Source organism: Nostoc sp. (genome assembly GCF_036917155.1).
GTDB lineage: Bacteria > Cyanobacteriota > Cyanobacteriia > Cyanobacteriales > Nostocaceae > Nostoc.
Window position 1 is genome coordinate 17,963 of record NZ_JBALDZ010000215.1, and the last position, 17,859, is coordinate 35,821.

Consider the following 17,859-nt stretch of genomic DNA (forward strand, 5'->3'; position numbering starts at 1 on the left):
CGAGAAGCGAGTATAAATTCGGGGGAAATTATTCGAGACACTGTTTGCGTTCAGACCTTTTTAAATTTTGAATCTTCAATCTAAAATCCAAAATTTAATCGTTGATTTTGATTAATATTTTGATAGACAGTATGAATTTCTCCTCGCTATGTTACGACTAACAGAAGTAAAGCTCCCGCTTGATCATCCTGAAGATGAGATCAAGACTGCCATCCTCAAAAAGCTGCAAATCACAGATGAAGAATTGATCGGCTATTCCATCTTCAAGCGTAGCTACGATGCCCGTAAGAAAGGAGAGATCGCCCTTGTTTATATTCTGGATGTAGAAACAACTCAGGAGACTAATCTACTCAAGCGCCTGAAAAAAGATCCCCATCTGATGGCTACGCCAGACATGAGTTATCGCCCAGTGGCACAAGCACCGAGCAATTTGACAATTCGCCCCATCATCATTGGTACTGGACCTTGTGGCTTATTTGCGGGTTTGATACTGGCACAAATGGGGTTCCGTCCAATCATTTTAGAACGTGGGAAAAAAGTTCGCGATCGCACCGTTGATACCTTTGGCTTTTGGAAGAAAAAATCAGACTTCAACCCAGAATCTAATGCCCAGTTTGGCGAAGGTGGGGCGGGTACATTTTCTGATGGCAAACTCTACAGTCAGGTTAAAGATCCTCAGCATTATGGGCGCAAGGTACTAACCGAACTCGTCAATGCAGGAGCCTCGCCGGAAATTTTATATATCAACAAACCTCATATCGGTACCTTCAAGCTGGTGGGAATCGTCCAAAGTATGCGCGCCAAAATCGAATCCCTCGGCGGTGAAATTCGCTTTGAAAGTCGGGTGAAAGATATTAACATCGAAAATGGACAGGTGCGGGGAGTCACCCTCGCCAGTGGGGAATATATCGCCAGCGATTATGTAGTTCTGGCGGTGGGGCACAGCGCGCGTGATACCTTTCAAATGCTATTTGAACGCGGAGTTTACATCGAGCCGAAACCTTTTTCCATCGGTTTTCGGGTCGAACATCCCCAGACTCTCATTGACCAATGTCGTTTCGGCGCTCAAGCTGGTCATAAGCTTTTAGGTGCTGCTGACTACAAACTGGTTCACCACTGCGAAAATGGTCGTTCTGTCTATAGTTTCTGTATGTGTCCGGGGGGGTTGGTGGTTGCAGCCGCATCAGAACCGGGGCGACTTGTCACCAATGGAATGAGCCAATACTCTCGTAATGAGCGCAATGCCAACAGTGCGATCGTTGTGGGCATCACACCTGAAGATTATCCAGGCAACTCCTTAGCGGGAATTGACTTCCAACGGCGCTTGGAAGAACGAGCATTTGAATTGGGCGGTGGAACTTATGAAGCTCCAGGACAGTTGGTGGGAGACTTTCTCAACCATCGCCCTTCCACAACATTGGGTACTGTTAAGCCGTCTTATACACCGGGAGTACATTTGGGTGATTTGAGTCAGAGTTTACCAGATTATGCGATCGCAGCTATCCGCGAAGCCCTTCCCGCTTTTGACAAACAAATTAAAGGTTTTGCAATGGATGATGCCGTGTTGACTGGGGTAGAAACCCGCACCTCATCACCGATTCGGATTAAGCGCAAAGAAGATTATCAGAGTTTGAATACAGTCGGTCTTTATCCGGCTGGGGAAGGCGCGGGATACGCAGGGGGGATTCTCTCGGCTGGTATCGATGGGATTAAGGTAGCGGAGGCGGTGGCTTTAAGTATTTTGAGGAATTGATATTGGCAAAATCTGAAATATTGCCAATATTAATTCTAAAATCAAGCTCTACCTAGATGCTTTCGAGGTAGAGCTTTGGTTTTTATGGCTGGATGTCGATATGCAATCATACGTCAAGTGCGATGGCGTACACGCCCGCCGTAGGCGATCGCAGTGGGAAATTTAGCCGAACGTTAAAGCTGGCTCTTCACAGAAGTTAAATAGGGCTGACTCACTTTCTGATTCATCTTCAAAGACAGCAGAGATATACCATTCACAGGGCGAATCATTCGTATATTCAGCCCAAGCAATTGTTGCTGTTTCACCCGACGGAATCCCTGAATCACTCAAGGTAAATGAAGCCCACTCTTCATCATCGACAGATACCCACAACTCTGTAATTGTTTGTTCGGTATCGTTGGTAACGGTAAACGTGAATTGGTCTGACATAAATAGCCCCTTAGCTATAAATAAATTGCAAGTTGTCAGTCACCGATTATACTGTCACCTTTTTAGAAATATTTTCATGCTAGCTGCCAGAATACAGGCTCAGAGACGCTTTGAAGCTTTTTTTTGCTAAAGTTAAATTTCTTAAAGAGTGTTATAAATCTCACAGGCTCAGATTGAGCCTATTAAGATACCCAATGCCATAAAGCCCGACAATACAGCACATCCTCAGTGTCATCGTCAACCTGATTCCTGCAATGTTTTGAGGTCTTCCTGAAATTCAGCTACGTCGTAATGAACATAAGTACCTCGATCAGCTATTACATCGACACTGCCACGATGAAAAGACAACTGAGGATGGTTCAGTTGTGAAGTACACATGACAATGTGCCGATTCATTGAGGAGCCGTGTAATGGGAAACTATTAAGCACGGTTTTGAAGACCAACGGGGTTGGTGACAACCTCGTTGAGTTTACTAAGCTTAAGAGGATTTATTTTTTGGGATTCCGTCTTAATACAACTCATATTTCATTAACTGACAGGGCAATGTTCCGTTATACACGGCTATTCGCTGGGATGATTTTAGTCCAATGGATTGAGACAGTTCCTTGTTGCCACTTAGCACAAATGCAGTCCAGCCTTTGAAGCGTTGTTTCAGCACATCGCCCAAAAGTTTATAGAATGCCCCTAAATCACTATCTCGTCCCAGCCGTTCGCCATAGGGTGGATTGCAGAATAAAACCCCACTGTCTGCCGGGGCGACAACATCAGCAAGTTCCATTTGAGAAAACCATACATGATTATCAACGCCGCAGTTTTGAGCATTGTTCATCGCTTGTTCGATTATATTTTCATCGCGATCGCTTCCCCAAATAGGCGCAGGCAGGGTATCTATTTGGCTGTCCTTAGCTTCTTGGAGCAGTTTTTCTAAAAGGGGCAGATCAAAATCGAGCCAATTTTCAAATCCAAAGGATTCACGAAACAGCCCTGGTGCGATGTTAAGTGCCTTTAAGCTAGCTTCTAGAGGTAAAGTGCCAGATCCACAGAGAGGATCGTAGAACATCTGGTTTGGCTGCCAACCCGAAAGTTGAATGAGGGCAGCAGCTAGAGATTCCTTGAGAGGGGCTACTCCAACCGCAGGACGGTAGCCTCGGCGATGCAGACTATTTCCAGAACTATCGAGTTTAACGGTACAAAAATCGCGTTCAATATGAACATTGACCCGCACATCTGGGTCATGAAGTTCCACATTTGAACGCTGACCCAGATTTTCTTTCTGTTGGTCAACGATCGCATTTTTGACTTGGAGAGATGTGAAGTGGCTGTGGTTGAGGTGATCGTTTTTGCCCGTGACATTCACCGCCAGCGTCATGTCTGGTGTGAGATAGTTTTGCCAATCGATGGTCTGGATACCGCGATAGAGATCCTTAGCATCAAGGCATGGAAACTCATGGATATGCACCAAGATGCGGAACGGTAGCCTAGCCCAGAGGTTGACGCGATAAAGCAGAGTGCGATCGCCTTCAAATGCTACACCGCAAAATCCTGCCTCTACGGAATGGGCACCCAGTTGCTCTAACTCCTGAGCCGCCAGGGTTTCTAATCCGCGAGCAACCGTTGCAAAATAATTCATAATGACGCTCCTTCGTTGCTAACGCTGCGCTAACGTAATTCGTAATTAATGGCTATTAGTAACTCAAATTCTCTTAGTCCACGGAGGTGGACAATGCTAGTGTAGTAGCGACTTCTAGTCGCCCAATACTTTTTGAACTAAGATTTATCTAGAAATTTCTAAAATCAATCATGGTTTGGCGATAAGCATCTGGCAAACCTGTATCAAAACACTTTCCTTTAACAACATATCCTGTCATTTTTTCTTCCTGACGCAATCTTGCCAGACAGGATGTTAACTGAAATTCACCTCGTTCTCGGAAATTTTGGTTGATATGTTCTGCTAGAAATTCAAAAATTTTTGGAGTAAGTAAATATAAGCCAAATATACCTAAAAACTCATTTGCTGCCATTCCCTCTACACTCAGATTTTGTCGCGCATACTCGATAGTAGGCTTCTCATAGAGTTGTGTAACTGACAAAATCGAGTTTAATTCTTGCCAAACTCCTGTTACACACCCAGCTTTATGAATAATTTCTGCTGGCATTGTAGTTAAGCCAACAACGCTTTGATTAACTCCTTCGTAAACATCTAAAACTTGACTAGCACAAGATTTTTCAATATCAGATGCATAAATATGATCGCCCAACATGAGCAAAAATGGCTCATCTTGCACCCAATCTTTGGCACAAAATACCGCGTGCCCATAGCCCAATTGCTCCTCTTGTAACAGAATGGTAATTCTGCTACCTAAATCTACGAGATATCGGCTATATTCTTGATTTTGCGGTGAAAGTTTATCTAAAAGTTCTTTTTTGGGTGGCTTTTTCAATAAATCTTCAAAGATTTCTTTGTCATCTGGCTGCACCACAATCCCTACTTCTGCAATTCCAGCACTAATTGCCTCTTCAATAATTGCTAAAATCACAGGTTTTGCCCTACCATCTCGATCGATAATCGGGAAAAGTTCTTTTTTCACAACCTTGGTAGCTGGAAACAAACGAGTACCGAAACCAGCTACCGGAATCACAGCTTTTCTAACTTTATTTTTTTGCATAAATGCATCGTCACCCCAACTTTTCAAACAACTCCGCCAACACCACATTAGAAAACAAAAAGCCTTGGGGATCAATCAAACGCAACCTTCCCTCTGCAATTTCTACCCAACCATTCTCAAAATATTCTTGCAAACACTGGCAAATTTCCTCCACCTTCTCTTCGCCAAACGCCTCCGCCAACCCTGCCAAACTCACACCCTCCGCTAAACGCAACCCCAACATTAACGTTTCTAACAATACTTCCTTTGGGGGAGTCACATCACAATCAATCACACCGCCAGCTTGTACCCACTGGTAATACTCCTTCGTTTTGCGCGGACGAGTGAAGCGTTTTCCCTCAACATAACTCGCCGCACCCATCCCAAAGCCGTAATAAGGGCGATTTTCCCAATAAACTCGATTATGCCGACACTGATAACCAGGTTGAGCATAATTAGAAATTTCATAATGCTCATAACCAGCACTAGTTAAAATCTGCTGCGCCATCAGGTACATTTTGACTGTGGCTTCATCCGTAGGCATTGGAGTATCACCAGGTTTGTAGTAACGACCAAAGGCTGTACCTGGCTCAATAGTGAGATCGTAGATGGAAATGTGAGTGGGTGCGTAGGCGCCTTCGCGTAGCGTCTCGGAGAGAAGCGACTTGTCGCCAGACATCGCCACCGCTTTTTCTAGAGAATCCTGCCATTGATCCAAAGACTGATGCGGCAACCCAGAAATTAAGTCTAAGCTAAATAGGGGAATCTCGACTTGGTGAATCAGTTCCACAGCTGCGAAAATATCTGCAACTGAGTGCGATCGCCCTGCCTTCTGCAATAATTCTTCTTGAAAGGCTTGTACACCCAAACTTACCCGGTTTACGCCTGCACTGTGATAGCCTGCTATATGGGCTAAATCAAAGGTGGCTGGGTCAATTTCCATAGAAATCTCTGCCCCAGAAGCAATCCCAAAATGCTTTTGTAGCTCTCTCAGTATACGTTGTAGCTGCTCTGTTGATAGCAGCGAAGGAGTACCACCACCGAAGAAAATTGTCTTCAGAGGTTGACCAAATGCTGGGGTCATGGCAATTTCTTGACATAGCACCTCAACATATTGGGAGATAGTACCAGATGTTTCGCCCCGCAAGCGATCGCCCACAACAGACACCGGGAAATCACAATAAAAGCACCGCCGTCTGCAAAAAGGAATATGCAGATAAGCAGAACTCACAATTCCAGAAATACTAAAGTTTTGACTCATTTTGAGAAAAGTTTGGAGTTAACCCAACTGCAAATTAGAGACAATAAAAATGAGGTAATACCAATTTTGTATGAAGATGCACAGAATATTAAACGAACCGCCAAGTACGCCTTCTCTACGAGAGGCTCCGCCAACGCGTAGCGTCTCGTTAGAGAAGAGGGCCAAGAATAGAGAGTTACTCATTTAGTGCAGCTTCACATTAAATTGGTATAACAATTCAGGAGCCAAGAGCCAGGAGCCAGAATAATCGTAAAATCAAGCGTGCAATAACTTCTTGATTTTATTAAACTTATTAAGTTTGGGTATCAAGGTCTTCTGAATTCTGAATTCTGAATTCTTACAAAATGAGTAGTTTATTTACAAATTTTTGTCGTTTTACAAAGAAACAATGAAAAATATTAAGATAAGAGCCTTTAGTTATAATAATTGCAGATATTGTCAGCCTAAACCCTTAGTGTAAGTCAATATTCATTAGTCTATCTTACCGATACAATAAAACATACTTAACTTGATCGGTGAACACAGTTGTAGGAAAACAAGACAACCATGCTTGACGCAATTATCATTTTCTCATTTATCCTCGCAGCGTCGGGAATAGGGTTCTACAGCATTGAACTACTACCCAATGGGGCGCTAGATCAGGTAACGAATCTAGAAGCTTTACGCTTAGTTGTTGCCGTCTTTGCTGCTATTATTGGTGGTGCGATCGGGCTGAGTTTCCAGACGACATATCGTCGCTTGGAGGCACAAGTCAAAGAAATGCCTCTAGAAGTAATTTTAACGCGTGCGATCGGGTTAGTGATTGGGCTATTGTTAGCTAACCTCATGCTAGCCCCACTATTTTTACTACCCATCCCGGCGGATTTTGGATTTATTAAGCCATTGGTGGCAGTTGTCGGTAGTATTATCCTCTCCGTCACTGGCATGAATTTGGCAGACACCCACGGGCGAGGCTTATTGCGATTCATTAATCCCAACACCGTTGAATCGATGGTTGTGGAAGGAACGCTAAAACCAGCAAATACCAAAGTTTTAGATACTAGCTGCATTATTGATGGTCGTATTGAAGCCTTACTAGAAACAGGGTTTTTAGAAGGACAAATTCTCGTACCGCAGTTTGTCTTGCAAGAACTCCAACAAGTAGCCGATGCTAGCAAAGATCAAAAACGGGTGCGAGGAAGACGAGGACTAGAAATTCTCAACCGCATTAAGGAAGATTACCCCGATCGCATCCTGATTAATGGAGTTGACTACGACGATATTCCCACAGTGGATGCCAAGTTAGTGCGCTTTGCCCAAGAAATCAGCGGTACATTGCTAACCAACGACTACAACTTGTCTAAAGTTGCCAGTGTTCAGAAAGTACCAGTTTTGAATGTAAATGATTTAGTGAACGCCGTGCGTCCCAGTTATTTACCTGGTGACAACCTTGATTTAAAAATTCTCAAGGAAGGCAAAGAACCCAGTCAAGGTATTGGCTACCTAGATGACGGCACAATGGTAGTCGTTGAAGAAGGCAGCAATTATGTGGGTGGTGAACTGCGAGTAGTAGTTACCAGTGCTTTGCAAACCACAGCAGGAAGAATGATTTTTGCCAAACCCCAAGCTTCAGCATTGGCGTGAGGGAAATGTCCGGTGCAATTAAATATAAATTGTCCAATCGGTGCAGGTTGACTGCACCGATTATTTATTTGGATTCATCAGACTCAGTTATCTGCAAATACTGTTGTTGCGTCTCGTAGAGAGCTAAGAATTAATTAAACTGGTGTTATCAGTTATTAGCATTCTGAGCATTATGAAGCGCATTTGCACTATGGTTAATATTTTTACATAACTTCATTATCTACTTTTGTATTTGCTAGCACCACTAATTTATTGCTAATGCAGACAGTCACAACTAAACCAGTACAGACAAAATTTTATGCCGTAAAGTTGACTTATAATCAAAACAACTTCCCTTCAGGAGATTGACTTTCATGACATATATCTCCCCAAAAACCCTCACATTTGAAGATTTTATCTCCCAATATCAAGACAATCCCCGCTATGAACTAGCAGATGGAGAATTAATTGACATGGAACCCACTGGCCCGCATGAAACGGTGAGTGACAAACTTGCAACCCAAATTGGCATCTATCTTGTTGCAGAACAACTCCCCTGGTTTATTCCTCGCACTTGTTTAATTTACCCCTTTGCAGATACAGCTACAGTTCGTCGTCCTGATATTGTGGTTCTTGATGAAACCGTTTTAGATCGTGAACCCCTTTGGCAGCGAGAACCCGTAATTACTCTTGGACGTTCAATTAAATTGGTGGTGGAAGTCGTTAGCACTAACTGGGAAACTGACTATGCAAGAAAGGTTGAAGAATATGCGCTTTTAGGCATCCCTGAATATTGGATTGTCGATTATCGAGGATTAGGCGGTATAGCATTTATTGGTAAACCCAAACAACCTACATTCACTATTTGTCAATTGGTTGAAGACACTTATACTCAACAACAATACCGACTCAATCAATTAATTAACTCGCTGCTTTTATCTGGTATTCAACTTCGCTTAGATGACATTCTGCCTCGTTAAGTGTAGGTGCAGAAGAAGATTTATATAGCAATTTTGGCAACAAGAAGTCGTAATTAGACTGGTGCGTAGGCGTAGCCTAATAACCAAGTAGCGAAGTCGCTGGAGAAGTTTTCAGTTAAAAGTTTGCAGATATTGTCAAAATTCACAGGTATTTTTCCATTACATAGTTTTGAAACCAAACTCCCCGCAGTTCTACTTGCTGTTCCCTGACTATGCTAAATCCCTTGTTTTCAAAAAATGGCTTTGCAGTAATACTCGCTTCTGTATATAGCCGTTTAATTCCTTCTAATTTTGCAGTATTTTCTATATGAATTAAGAGTTTTGAGCCAATACCCTTTCTTTGGTATTTGCTATGGCAATAAAAACAATCAATGTGACCATCTGGTTCTAATTCTGCAAACCCAACTATCTCACCATTAATGTCAGCAATGTAGGGAAGCTTGGCTTGTAATCTTTTGTGCCAAACTTCATAATCCATATTTTCGGGTGCCCAAGTATTGACTTGTTCTTGAGTGTAATCGCAAATATTGATTTCATGAATTGTATCGTAAAACAGTTTCATGATTGTCTTGGTATCAGATAGTCTATATCCCCTGGTTAACATATTGAAGCCTAATTTTCATAAATCTCTAATGGCAAATTATCTGGATCTTTAAAAAAAGTAAATTTTTTACCTGTAATTTCGTCAATTCTGATATTTTCTGTTTCTACACCTTGCAAGTTTAAGTAAAAAACAGTTTCTTCGATATCATCAACTTTAAAAGCAAGATGTCTTAAACCACAAGCCTCTGGACTACTAAATCGTTGCGGAGGATTGGGAAAAGAGAATAGTTCTATTTGAGTATTTTCTGCAACTTTCAAATCTAATTTATAAGAATTCCTGGCAGCGCGAAAAGTCTCTTGAATAATCGAAAAGCCTAAAATTTCAACATAGAATTTTTTGGAGCGATCGTAGTCAGAACAAATAATAGCTACATGATGAATGCCAGTGGTTTTCATTTGAATTTATTAATCTACAAATCATTTACCTGTAGCACTTTTAGCAGAGTTTTGCTTGTCTTTGCAAGACAAGGGCTTGATGAGAGCTAGAACCTTTCGGAACGCATTCCCAGCCTGGAGACTGGGAACGATACTACACAAACCTTTGAGCTTATCTTAGTGCTATTCTATTAATTAGTGCATCTCTTACTTCCAATCCCTATGCAACAGTTATTTCCTGGTGAGGTATTCACCAACACTGCGGATTTTGACACTGGTATTCGCCAACTGTTACCACGATACGATGAGATCCTGGAAGTAATTAGCCGTTGTCTACCTTCGACAAGTCAGCGTATTTTAGAATTAGGCTGTGGCACAGGTGAACTTAGTCTCAAGATACTCAACCGTTATCCAGACGTTCAAGTAATTGCCCTAGATTACTCACCTCGAATGCTGCAATTTGCCCAAGATAAAATCACAGCAGTTGGATATCAACAACGTTGGACTGGCATACAAGCAGACTTTGGCGACTGGGCAAATAATCCAGAAAACTTGGATATTGGTAGTGAATTTGATGCTTGTGTCTCATCTCTAGCAATTCACCATCTCCAAGATGAGATGAAATTGAAGTTATTTGAGCAAATTGCTGCTAGCCTTACTCAAGACGGCTGTTTTTGGAATGCAGACCCCACTTTACCAGAATCACCAGTCCTAGCAGAAGTTTACAAAGTAGTACGAGAGGAATGGTCACTTCAACAAGGAACTAGTTTGACAGAGATTCGCGCGAGGCTTGGCGCAACTAGCACCCAAGGTTACTCCAGTCAAGACCAGCTAGCTACCTTGGATGCTCATTTACAAATGTTGAGCAAAGCCGGATTTAAGACAGTTGCAGTACCTTGGAAATATTATGGTCTAGCGGTGTTTGGTGGCTGGCTGTGAGCAATTACGGTTTTGGATACCCATATTTGAGATTCGCCTATTTCTAATGGGTATTTATAGGATTAACAGCTTGATAGTAACAAAACAGCAATAAATATCATTATTTCTCTTGATAAGAACTAATATATAAACGCATTAGGTCTGTAAAGGAGGTCTTGGCTAACTCACACAAGGATTTCGCCTGAAACTTCCGGTAATTAAGCTTGCTTTGTGTTTTTATGCAATATTTCCACATCAGAAGTAACCCATAAGGGTACTATCCGTACTCCACAGATTTATCCAAAAATACAAAGTAGAAAATTTTCTTCAGGAAATAAACCAGGGGCACGCAATTGGATTTGTTTTTCTGCTCTTTTCTCTAGTGGAGTTAAAGCCACTGTAAGAATCACTTAGTTTTAAAAGGAGAATATCTTGGATGGCTCGAAATAAAAAGAAATCAGCCCGGTTCAAGGATGAGCATTCACTTGACTCTAGATGTCCTATTTGTTGTATTGTCCCACCCCATATACTTAAAAATGTCGTGGTGAATGGCAATCCCCAACAGCGTACTTGGGCTTTTCATACATTAAATATTTCGGCGCAATTTTTGGGACGAAGAAACGTCGTAGGTAATATCTCGTTTGCGCCTTCTCCAGGTGAGAAGCGCCGCACCATCTACGACGCCAAAAATGGACAGCAACTCCCTGGTACACTAGTGCGGGGTGAGGGAGACCCCCCCAGCAGCGACCCAGCAGTGAATGAAGCTTACGATGCGGCTGGTGCTACCTATGACTTGTTTCATGAGATATTCGATCGCAATTCCATTGATGACAAAGGACTGCGTTTAGATTCCACCGTGCATTATGGCGTTAAATATGACAATGCCTTTTGGAACGGCGACCAAATGGTTTATGGTGATGGCGATGCAGAACTATTTCAACGCTTCACCAAGTCAATTGATGTCATTGGGCATGAGCTAACTCATGGTGTAACCCAGTATCAAGCGAGTTTACAGTATTATGGCGAACCAGGGGCATTGAATGAGTCGTTTTCTGATGTCTTTGGTTCCTTGGTGAAACAAAAGATCAAAAATCACACAGCACAAAATGCAGATTGGCTGATTGGTGAAGGTCTTTTGGTACCGACTATCAAAGGTGTTGCCCTCCGCTCTCTGAAAGCACCAGGAACAGCCTATAATGATCCAGTATTGGGTAAAGATCCCCAACCAGCCCATGTCAAAGATAAGTATACTGGTACTGATGATAACGGTGGGGTACATATCAACTCAGGAATCCCTAACTATGCCTTTTATCTTGCGGCTGTTGAGATTGGTGGCTATGCCTGGGAAAAAGCTGGTAAAATCTGGTATATAGCTTTACGCGATCGCTTGTCTGCCAAAGCAGATTTTAAAAAAGCAGCCAGTGTCACCATTCAAATTGCTGGCGAACTCTACGGTAATGGCAGTAATGAGCAAAAAGCTGTGCAGAATGCTTGGCAAAAGGTAGGAGTTATTTAGAGTTAGGAGAGACGCGATAAATCGCGTCTGTACAAGAGTGATGAGTAGAGACGCGATTAATCGCGTCTGTACAAGAGTGATGAGTAGAGACGCGATTAATCGCGTCTGTAAATAGTCAGTACTCAGGACTGATAAATCTGTTGTTTCTTGTTGCTAAAGTGGGAGGTGAGAACTATCATCTCCCAATTTTTGTATTTATCTCAACTAAATAACACAACGGAGATCAAAAAATGCGAGTATCATTTGAACGCACCGGCGGCTTTGCCGGCATCAGCAAGAAGACAACTGTTGATACAGAAACTCTCCCACCACATGAAGCGGCGACACTTCCCCGATTGGTGGAAGTCGCTGATTTATTTAGGCTACCTGAACTAATTACCTCACCAAATCCCCAGAGCGATCGCTTTCAGTATAAGTTAACAGTAGAAGATAACGGTAAACAGCATACGGTGACTGTCAGCGAGTCAGCATTGCCAGGAACCTTAAGACCTCTAATTGAATGGTTCCAAACCGTAGCACAGAAAAGGTGATTTGCTGAATTAGCAATTGAATTTTTAGAAGAAAATCCAGTTAACACAATCTAAAATTCAACAGGAGAAAGTGAAGTTGTGGGTGAAGAGAATATAAATTTTAATTCCGCAGAAGAAAACCAAACTGATGATTTTTTACATCTAGAATCTGTAAAAGAGGATTGGGGTGGAGACGGAAGAGGGCGCATGAACCTATCAGGAAGGCGTACAGCCATCTCTGAAAAGTATCTACCTCGTCAATACCATTTTTTTGATGCAAGTATCTTACCAGTAGAACACGGTTGGCGAGTGACTGGAATGCCAGATAATGTACCATTTGGTAGCAGGCGATCGCTAACATGGAATAATTGTGGTGCATCCACTTCAAAAGTAGTTTTACCGCCTCATTTTGAAGCACCTTCTGGCCTCTTTACTGCCGATTTAGAGATTTTTATACTCAGGGGTGCAATTCAATTTGGTGAGTGGCAATTAAACAAGCATAGCTACTCCTTTATTCCCGCAGGAGTGAAAGTAGGCCCTTGGAAAGTGCTAGGCAATGAAGAAGTTGAAATACTCTGGATGGAGAACGGCCCGATTCCATTAAAATATCAAAATGCAATAAACGATCATCCAGATGCTAAATTGGGTGACTTCATCCCTGCATTGGATAGTAAATTACTACCGTGGGCTAAGACAGATACAGTTCAATTTGAAGTATCTAAAAAAAAGTACCTAAGAAAAGATAGTAACGGAGGTGGAGTATGGTTGCTTGGTGTCTTGCCACATTATGATGGCAGGCATTCAATGATTCAATCTTATAATGAAGAAGCATATTGCTTGGCTGGATACTGTGATATAGGAGATTTTCGATTTGTAAAAGATTGGTTTAGCTATGCTTCTAGTTTTTCTATTGTTCCTTGGCACAGAACAGATGATGGTTGCTTATTCTTTGTCCGAGTCGATAGGGATTTGTCAAAGATTGGAACAGTATTGTCATATCCACACTAATAAACAACAGTTTATAAACCAGTACAGTTCAGAATGAGCAACAAAACACTTGTAGAGACGGCGATTTATCGCGTCTAGAAAACCAAAATTGTTGCCAGTAGCCCTTAACCCAAGCTTATTGGAAGCAGCAAGGTTTCTATGTGGAAATTCTAGAAGGTCTTTTTAAATAGCGCCCAATAGGTGAACCTAGAACCTCTCCATTGTTGTAAATCAAATTTCCCCGTAAAAAGGTACTTTTTACCCTTCCAGTTAACTCCATTCCTTCAAAAGGTGTATAACCTTGGTGTGACTCTGACTCAGCCGCACATACCACAAAGCTTTCATTGGGGTCTACTAATACCAAATCAGCATCATAGCCAATAGCAATATCACCTTTTTCTAACAAACCAAAGCGCCGCGATGGGTTCCAAGATAGCAACTTAGCGATATGGTTGTAAGACATTCCTCGCTTACTACCTTCACTAAATACACCAGAAAGTAAATATTCTGTACCGCCAAAACCAGACTTTGCTAACCAAATATTATTCGGGTCTCTAGCACTTCTTTTTTGTTCAGCAGAACAGCAAGCATGGTCGCTAACTATCCAATCTACTTGATGGTTCAATACTGCTTGCCATAAGTATTCTACATCGGCACGAGGACGGATTGGAGGGTTGACTTTTGCCCAAATTGTATTCGGGGTATCGACATCTAATAACAAATGTCCGACAGTAACTTCTCGCCGAAAGTTGATATGGGGAAAAGCAGTTTGCATAGTCAAAGCTGCTTCCATTGCCTTACGCGAACTCAGATGCAACAAATTGATATTTGCACAGTTAGTCTCATTTGCTAAATAAGAAGCAATGCAAATTGCTAAACCTTCGGAATGAGGTGGACGCGCTGCGCTGTAAGCGTGTAATCCACTAAGACTAGAATCATTTTCAACTATTTTGGTATAGGCGTTGAGAATTTCTGCAACTTCGCAGTGCAAACTCAAACTAATAGTATCTCGCGCTTCTGGATGTTCTGCCATCAAGCGAGTTAGACCACGCATAATAAATTCAAAATGGGCAAAATCGTACCGTTCCTCTTTATTAATCATCAAAAAGAGGTTTTGCTGGTCTGACAAACCATGTAACCCATAGCCTCCATAAAACATGAATATTTTAAACGAAGAGACACCGTGTTCCTCAAACAATAAAGGTATTTCATCAATATGCTGGCTAGCTATAGGTGCAATGTGATAGCTATAATCTACAAAAAAATTACCTGCGGATAAGGCCAACACCTCTGGAAAAAAATCACGGTAGGAGCCGCCTTTGTTAAGATAATACTGCCCTGTACGGATGTAATTTAAGCTAGTAGTTACGCCTCCCATTGCAGCTGCTTTGGTTTCAGTCACAGCATCTTGGTTGAGGGGTTGATAGATACCAACGTGCATGTGGGCATCCACAACCCCAGGAAAGCCCAACAAGTTTTTGCCATCAAATACCTTTTTGCCTGTGTCTGGGCTAATATTAGGGGCAATCTGAGCAAATTTTCCATCCTGAATTCCTAAATCAAGTAGTTCGATTGCATCCTGATGGGGACGAACTACCCGCACATTTTTGATAATTTGATCTAATACGGGAGTTTCAGACACAGTATACCTCACACAAAAATGAGTTAGTCAGGAATTCCAACATCGAATCGGGACGAAGACCAAATCCCATCATCATATAACGGTTTTTTATGAAATCAGCTTCAGGAGAAAAGACAATGGAAAGTTTTAATGAGTATCATATAGAGCCAAAGGAATTTACTTTTCTTAAAAGTTTTCAAGATAACTGGCAAGCGATTAGAGACGAGTTTACACACTTTATTAAACAGGCATCTCATGAGGATTTAAAACTGGCTTACGATATTCTTGGCCCTAAAAGTAAAACGATTAAAACTAAGGGTGATGCCAAATACAGTGCTTTTGGGATTTTATTTCAAGGTATGTTTATCGAAAAATATATTCAAGTACATCAAATAAAATATCCTGATTATGGGCCAGAAGAAGCATCACAAAAAGCACTTGCCTTAAGAGAGAAATATTTCCCAACTTTGGCGAAATTAATAGAAAAAGTCAACTTTAATGATGATGAAATCATCAGAAATGTGTATTTTGGGACATTCCATCCAGGCTTGGATATCAAGCTACACGTGAACTACAACCCTCATACAAATCGTGGCTATCTAGGATTGATTGTACCAGAGGGAGATGTAGCTATGAAAATCTGCCATGAGCAGCTTTATTGGCATGAAGGCAAATTCCTAATTTTAGATCATAGCTATCCACACTGCCCGCATAATTACACTAATTATGATAGAACTGTTTTGGTTGTAGACTTTTTTAAGCCGGACAAACCAAGAGAAGAAGTTATCCAATTTGAGAACGAGCAAGTCACCCAACGTATGCAAGAGAATCCTTACAGCTTAGGTGTTTTTGGTAAAAGTGATCAAGCGAAAGTAGAAGATTTTATCAAGTACGGTTTAACTCATCAATTAGAGTGGAATAAAGCTTTATAAGCTTAGTGTAATGCACCTGAGTTGATGGTGCGTTAGCTGAAAGCATAACGCACCCTACTGGTGTGGCAAGGCTAAAATGTTGTAAAAAAAATTGTAGGTTGGGTGGAGGCTTTGCGTCACCCAACATCCTGATATATGTTGGGTTGCGCTCCGCTCCACCCAACCTACCTACGTCTAATGCACATTTTTTTTGCTTGCCATGCCACTACATTTAGATTTATTAACATAGCCTCAAATAATTTGCGCCTAATTGCTTCTACCAATGAATTTCAAAACTTACAAAAAATTAAGAGCGAAACAACTGAATCCAGATTTTAAATCTGCTGTTGAAATTGTCGAAATGCCTATTTCCAAACCTGCTGTTAATGAAATTTTAATTCAAAATAAATTTGCTGGCATTAACGGTGGCTTTGACACTTTACTTTGTCGTGGTAATCTTCCATATATTAACTTAATTCCTCCCTTCGATTTAGGTGTGGAAGCTGTGGGGGAAGTTGTCGCTATCGGTGAAAATGTCAAAGATTTTCAAATAGGTGATGCTGTAGTAACTACAGCGCGTGGTGGCGGCTATCGAGAATATCAGGTTATTGATGCAAGCTTAGGGGTGAAGGTGCGGGAAGCAACGCCAGAGTTGCTAACACTAATGCCTACAGGTGTATCAGCTTTGGTGGCACTGGAACAAGTGGGGGAGATGAAAAGTAATGAAGTGGTTTTAGTGACAGCCGCCGCTGGGGGAACTGGTCATATTGCGGTGCAATTGGCAAAGCTAGCTGGGAATCATGTCATTGGTACTTGTAGTTCTGAGGCGAAGGCAAAATTACTGAGAGAATTAGGGTGCGATCGCATTATCAACTATCGCACAGAAAACCTCAATCAAGTCCTCAAGCAAGAATACCCCAATGGGATTAATTTGATTTTTGAGTCTGTAGGTAAAGCAGTATTTGATACTTGTGTTCAAAACTTGGCAGTGCGGGGACGTTTAGTAGTAGTTGGTTTTATCTCCGAATACGCAAATAATGTTGAACAAATTACACAGCCACGCCTTTATCACCAGCTATCTTGGAAAGCAGCTTCCGTGAGAGGCTTCCTCATGGCTCATTATAAAGAATATATGCCAGAGGCAAGCGATCGCCTCTTAAACCTCTATTACACAGACAAACTTAAAGTTGCCGTTGACCCAACACAGTTTCAAGGTATAGAATCCATACCCGATGCTATACAATATCTCCTCAGTGGTCAGAATTGTGGCAAAGTGGTTGTGAGATTTTAAGTAACACAGTATTAGCTTATATCTAGTTGGGAGTGAGAATGACACAAGATTCAGAAAATACTTTAAAAGTTGCTCGGCAGGCATTTGATAATCTTACACACGGTATGGCAACTGGGGAGTGGGAAGCTTTATTAGATATGCTCACAGAAGATTTTACCCTTTGGTTTCCAATGGGTAAATTTCACGGTTTAAATGTGGGAAAAGAGCGAGCTAGGGAGTTTTTCGAGTACGTTTTTGAATCCTTTAGTCCTGGGTTGAAGCTGACTGGTCTAGACCGTGTTACAAGTAATGAAACGACTACTGTCTTTGAGTTTCGGGACGAGGGCCCTTTATTCGGACAGCCCTACAAAAATCGGGTAGCAGTCTCTTTTGATGTGCGCGGAGACAAAATTTGTGGCTATAGAGAATACTTTGGCAGCGATGGTAAATCATATTAAATAATTCGTAATTATGAATT

18 protein-coding genes are annotated in these 17,859 nt (G+C 41.7%); 10 read left to right on the forward strand and 8 right to left on the reverse strand.

The window, feature by feature from the left end; all coding sequences use genetic code 11:
- Positions 1–148: 148 nt before the first annotated feature.
- On the forward strand, positions 149–1,753 hold the full coding sequence (locus V7K67_RS27980) for an NAD(P)/FAD-dependent oxidoreductase (protein ID WP_335169342.1): 1,605 nt from the start codon (positions 149–151) through the stop codon (positions 1,751–1,753).
- A 162-nt stretch (positions 1,754–1,915) separates the two neighbouring features.
- Here the strand turns inward: V7K67_RS27980 and V7K67_RS27985 are convergent, their stop codons facing one another.
- From V7K67_RS27985 to hemW, 5 genes are all read right to left on the reverse strand, one after another.
- A complete protein-coding gene (locus tag V7K67_RS27985) occupies positions 1,916–2,182 on the reverse strand; it encodes a hypothetical protein (RefSeq protein WP_334709230.1) in 267 nt (88 codons plus the stop codon).
- Between the two features lie 237 nt (positions 2,183–2,419).
- A complete protein-coding gene (locus V7K67_RS27990; RefSeq protein WP_334731722.1) occupies positions 2,420–2,560 on the reverse strand; it encodes a hypothetical protein in 141 nt (46 codons plus the stop codon).
- A gap of 131 nt (positions 2,561–2,691) precedes the next feature.
- The gene (locus tag V7K67_RS27995; RefSeq protein WP_335169345.1) at positions 2,692–3,813 is read right to left on the reverse strand and encodes a THUMP domain-containing class I SAM-dependent RNA methyltransferase; all 1,122 of its coding nucleotides are present in this window, start codon (positions 3,811–3,813) and stop codon (positions 2,692–2,694) included.
- A gap of 148 nt (positions 3,814–3,961) precedes the next feature.
- A complete protein-coding gene (locus V7K67_RS28000) occupies positions 3,962–4,849 on the reverse strand; it encodes a UTP--glucose-1-phosphate uridylyltransferase (RefSeq protein WP_334731724.1) in 888 nt (295 codons plus the stop codon).
- Positions 4,850–4,859: 10 nt separating this feature from the next.
- Positions 4,860–6,089: a radical SAM family heme chaperone HemW gene (hemW, locus tag V7K67_RS28005; RefSeq protein ID WP_334731725.1), complete on the reverse strand. Its 1,230-nt coding sequence runs from the start codon at positions 6,087–6,089 to the stop codon at positions 4,860–4,862.
- A gap of 546 nt (positions 6,090–6,635) precedes the next feature.
- Between hemW and V7K67_RS28010 the strand changes: the two genes are divergently transcribed.
- The gene (locus V7K67_RS28010; RefSeq protein ID WP_179067375.1) at positions 6,636–7,712 is read left to right on the forward strand and encodes a PIN/TRAM domain-containing protein; all 1,077 of its coding nucleotides are present in this window, start codon (positions 6,636–6,638) and stop codon (positions 7,710–7,712) included.
- 353 nt (positions 7,713–8,065) lie between these two features.
- Entirely contained in the window at positions 8,066–8,671 is a 606-nt protein-coding gene (locus tag V7K67_RS28015; RefSeq protein WP_335169347.1) for a Uma2 family endonuclease, read from the forward strand.
- Between the two features lie 142 nt (positions 8,672–8,813).
- Here V7K67_RS28015 and V7K67_RS28020 read toward each other — a convergent pair whose 3' ends face one another.
- Together V7K67_RS28020 and gloA2 are read right to left on the reverse strand one after the other, a co-directional pair.
- Positions 8,814–9,233: a GNAT family N-acetyltransferase gene (locus V7K67_RS28020; RefSeq protein ID WP_334709235.1), complete on the reverse strand. Its 420-nt coding sequence runs from the start codon at positions 9,231–9,233 to the stop codon at positions 8,814–8,816.
- A gap of 50 nt (positions 9,234–9,283) precedes the next feature.
- Positions 9,284–9,670, reverse strand: coding sequence for an SMU1112c/YaeR family gloxylase I-like metalloprotein (gene gloA2 / locus V7K67_RS28025; protein WP_334709236.1), 387 nt, complete (start codon positions 9,668–9,670; stop codon positions 9,284–9,286).
- Between the two features lie 201 nt (positions 9,671–9,871).
- Here gloA2 and V7K67_RS28030 point away from each other — a divergent pair, with 201 nt between their 5' ends.
- The 4 genes from V7K67_RS28030 (at position 9,872) to V7K67_RS28045 (ending at position 13,600) form a co-directional block, all read left to right on the forward strand.
- The gene (locus V7K67_RS28030) at positions 9,872–10,588 is read left to right on the forward strand and encodes a class I SAM-dependent methyltransferase (RefSeq protein ID WP_334709237.1); all 717 of its coding nucleotides are present in this window, start codon (positions 9,872–9,874) and stop codon (positions 10,586–10,588) included.
- Between the two features lie 415 nt (positions 10,589–11,003).
- Positions 11,004–12,083 (forward strand): M4 family metallopeptidase, encoded by a 1,080-nt coding sequence (locus V7K67_RS28035; RefSeq protein ID WP_334709238.1) that lies wholly within the window; start codon positions 11,004–11,006, stop codon positions 12,081–12,083.
- A 230-nt stretch (positions 12,084–12,313) separates the two neighbouring features.
- Positions 12,314–12,613, forward strand: a complete 300-nt coding sequence (locus V7K67_RS28040) for a protealysin inhibitor emfourin (RefSeq protein WP_334709239.1) — start codon at positions 12,314–12,316, stop codon at positions 12,611–12,613.
- A gap of 78 nt (positions 12,614–12,691) precedes the next feature.
- Positions 12,692–13,600 carry a DUF4437 domain-containing protein gene (locus V7K67_RS28045; protein ID WP_335169350.1) on the forward strand — a complete coding sequence of 303 codons (909 nt, stop codon included), beginning with the start codon at positions 12,692–12,694 and terminating at the stop codon, positions 13,598–13,600.
- Between the two features lie 136 nt (positions 13,601–13,736).
- On the opposite strand, the gene V7K67_RS28050 is transcribed toward V7K67_RS28045, so the two are convergent.
- Positions 13,737–15,221, reverse strand: a complete 1,485-nt coding sequence (locus V7K67_RS28050; protein WP_334731728.1) for an amidohydrolase family protein — start codon at positions 15,219–15,221, stop codon at positions 13,737–13,739.
- Positions 15,222–15,337: 116 nt separating this feature from the next.
- Between V7K67_RS28050 and V7K67_RS28055 the strand changes: the two genes are divergently transcribed.
- The 3 genes from V7K67_RS28055 to V7K67_RS28065 all read left to right on the forward strand — a co-directional run bounded on the left by V7K67_RS28055 (position 15,338) and on the right by V7K67_RS28065 (position 17,839).
- Positions 15,338–16,132, forward strand: a complete 795-nt coding sequence (locus V7K67_RS28055; RefSeq protein ID WP_334731770.1) for an aspartyl/asparaginyl beta-hydroxylase domain-containing protein — start codon at positions 15,338–15,340, stop codon at positions 16,130–16,132.
- A gap of 262 nt (positions 16,133–16,394) precedes the next feature.
- Positions 16,395–17,402 carry a zinc-binding dehydrogenase gene (locus V7K67_RS28060; protein WP_334731729.1) on the forward strand — a complete coding sequence of 336 codons (1,008 nt, stop codon included), beginning with the start codon at positions 16,395–16,397 and terminating at the stop codon, positions 17,400–17,402.
- 38 nt (positions 17,403–17,440) lie between these two features.
- Complete coding sequence (locus tag V7K67_RS28065) at positions 17,441–17,839, forward strand: nuclear transport factor 2 family protein (protein ID WP_335169353.1); 399 nt, start codon at positions 17,441–17,443, stop codon at positions 17,837–17,839.
- The last annotated feature ends 20 nt before the right edge of the window (positions 17,840–17,859 follow it).

Coding starts and splice junctions, on each gene's coding strand:
- V7K67_RS27980 (WP_335169342.1), top strand. CDS start 149: ATGTTACGACTAACAGAAGTAAAGCTCCCGCTTGATCATCCTGAAGAT.
- V7K67_RS27985 (WP_334709230.1), bottom strand. CDS start 2,182: ATGTCAGACCAATTCACGTTTACCGTTACCAACGATACCGAACAAACA.
- V7K67_RS27990 (WP_334731722.1), bottom strand. CDS start 2,560: ATGTGTACTTCACAACTGAACCATCCTCAGTTGTCTTTTCATCGTGGC.
- V7K67_RS27995 (WP_335169345.1), bottom strand. CDS start 3,813: ATGAATTATTTTGCAACGGTTGCTCGCGGATTAGAAACCCTGGCGGCT.
- V7K67_RS28000 (WP_334731724.1), bottom strand. CDS start 4,849: ATGCAAAAAAATAAAGTTAGAAAAGCTGTGATTCCGGTAGCTGGTTTC.
- hemW (WP_334731725.1), bottom strand. CDS start 6,089: ATGAGTCAAAACTTTAGTATTTCTGGAATTGTGAGTTCTGCTTATCTG.
- V7K67_RS28010 (WP_179067375.1), top strand. CDS start 6,636: ATGCTTGACGCAATTATCATTTTCTCATTTATCCTCGCAGCGTCGGGA.
- V7K67_RS28015 (WP_335169347.1), top strand. CDS start 8,066: ATGACATATATCTCCCCAAAAACCCTCACATTTGAAGATTTTATCTCC.
- V7K67_RS28020 (WP_334709235.1), bottom strand. CDS start 9,233: ATGAAACTGTTTTACGATACAATTCATGAAATCAATATTTGCGATTAC.
- gloA2 (WP_334709236.1), bottom strand. CDS start 9,670: ATGAAAACCACTGGCATTCATCATGTAGCTATTATTTGTTCTGACTAC.
- V7K67_RS28030 (WP_334709237.1), top strand. CDS start 9,872: ATGCAACAGTTATTTCCTGGTGAGGTATTCACCAACACTGCGGATTTT.
- V7K67_RS28035 (WP_334709238.1), top strand. CDS start 11,004: ATGGCTCGAAATAAAAAGAAATCAGCCCGGTTCAAGGATGAGCATTCA.
- V7K67_RS28040 (WP_334709239.1), top strand. CDS start 12,314: ATGCGAGTATCATTTGAACGCACCGGCGGCTTTGCCGGCATCAGCAAG.
- V7K67_RS28055 (WP_334731770.1), top strand. CDS start 15,338: ATGGAAAGTTTTAATGAGTATCATATAGAGCCAAAGGAATTTACTTTT.
- V7K67_RS28060 (WP_334731729.1), top strand. CDS start 16,395: ATGAATTTCAAAACTTACAAAAAATTAAGAGCGAAACAACTGAATCCA.
- V7K67_RS28065 (WP_335169353.1), top strand. CDS start 17,441: ATGACACAAGATTCAGAAAATACTTTAAAAGTTGCTCGGCAGGCATTT.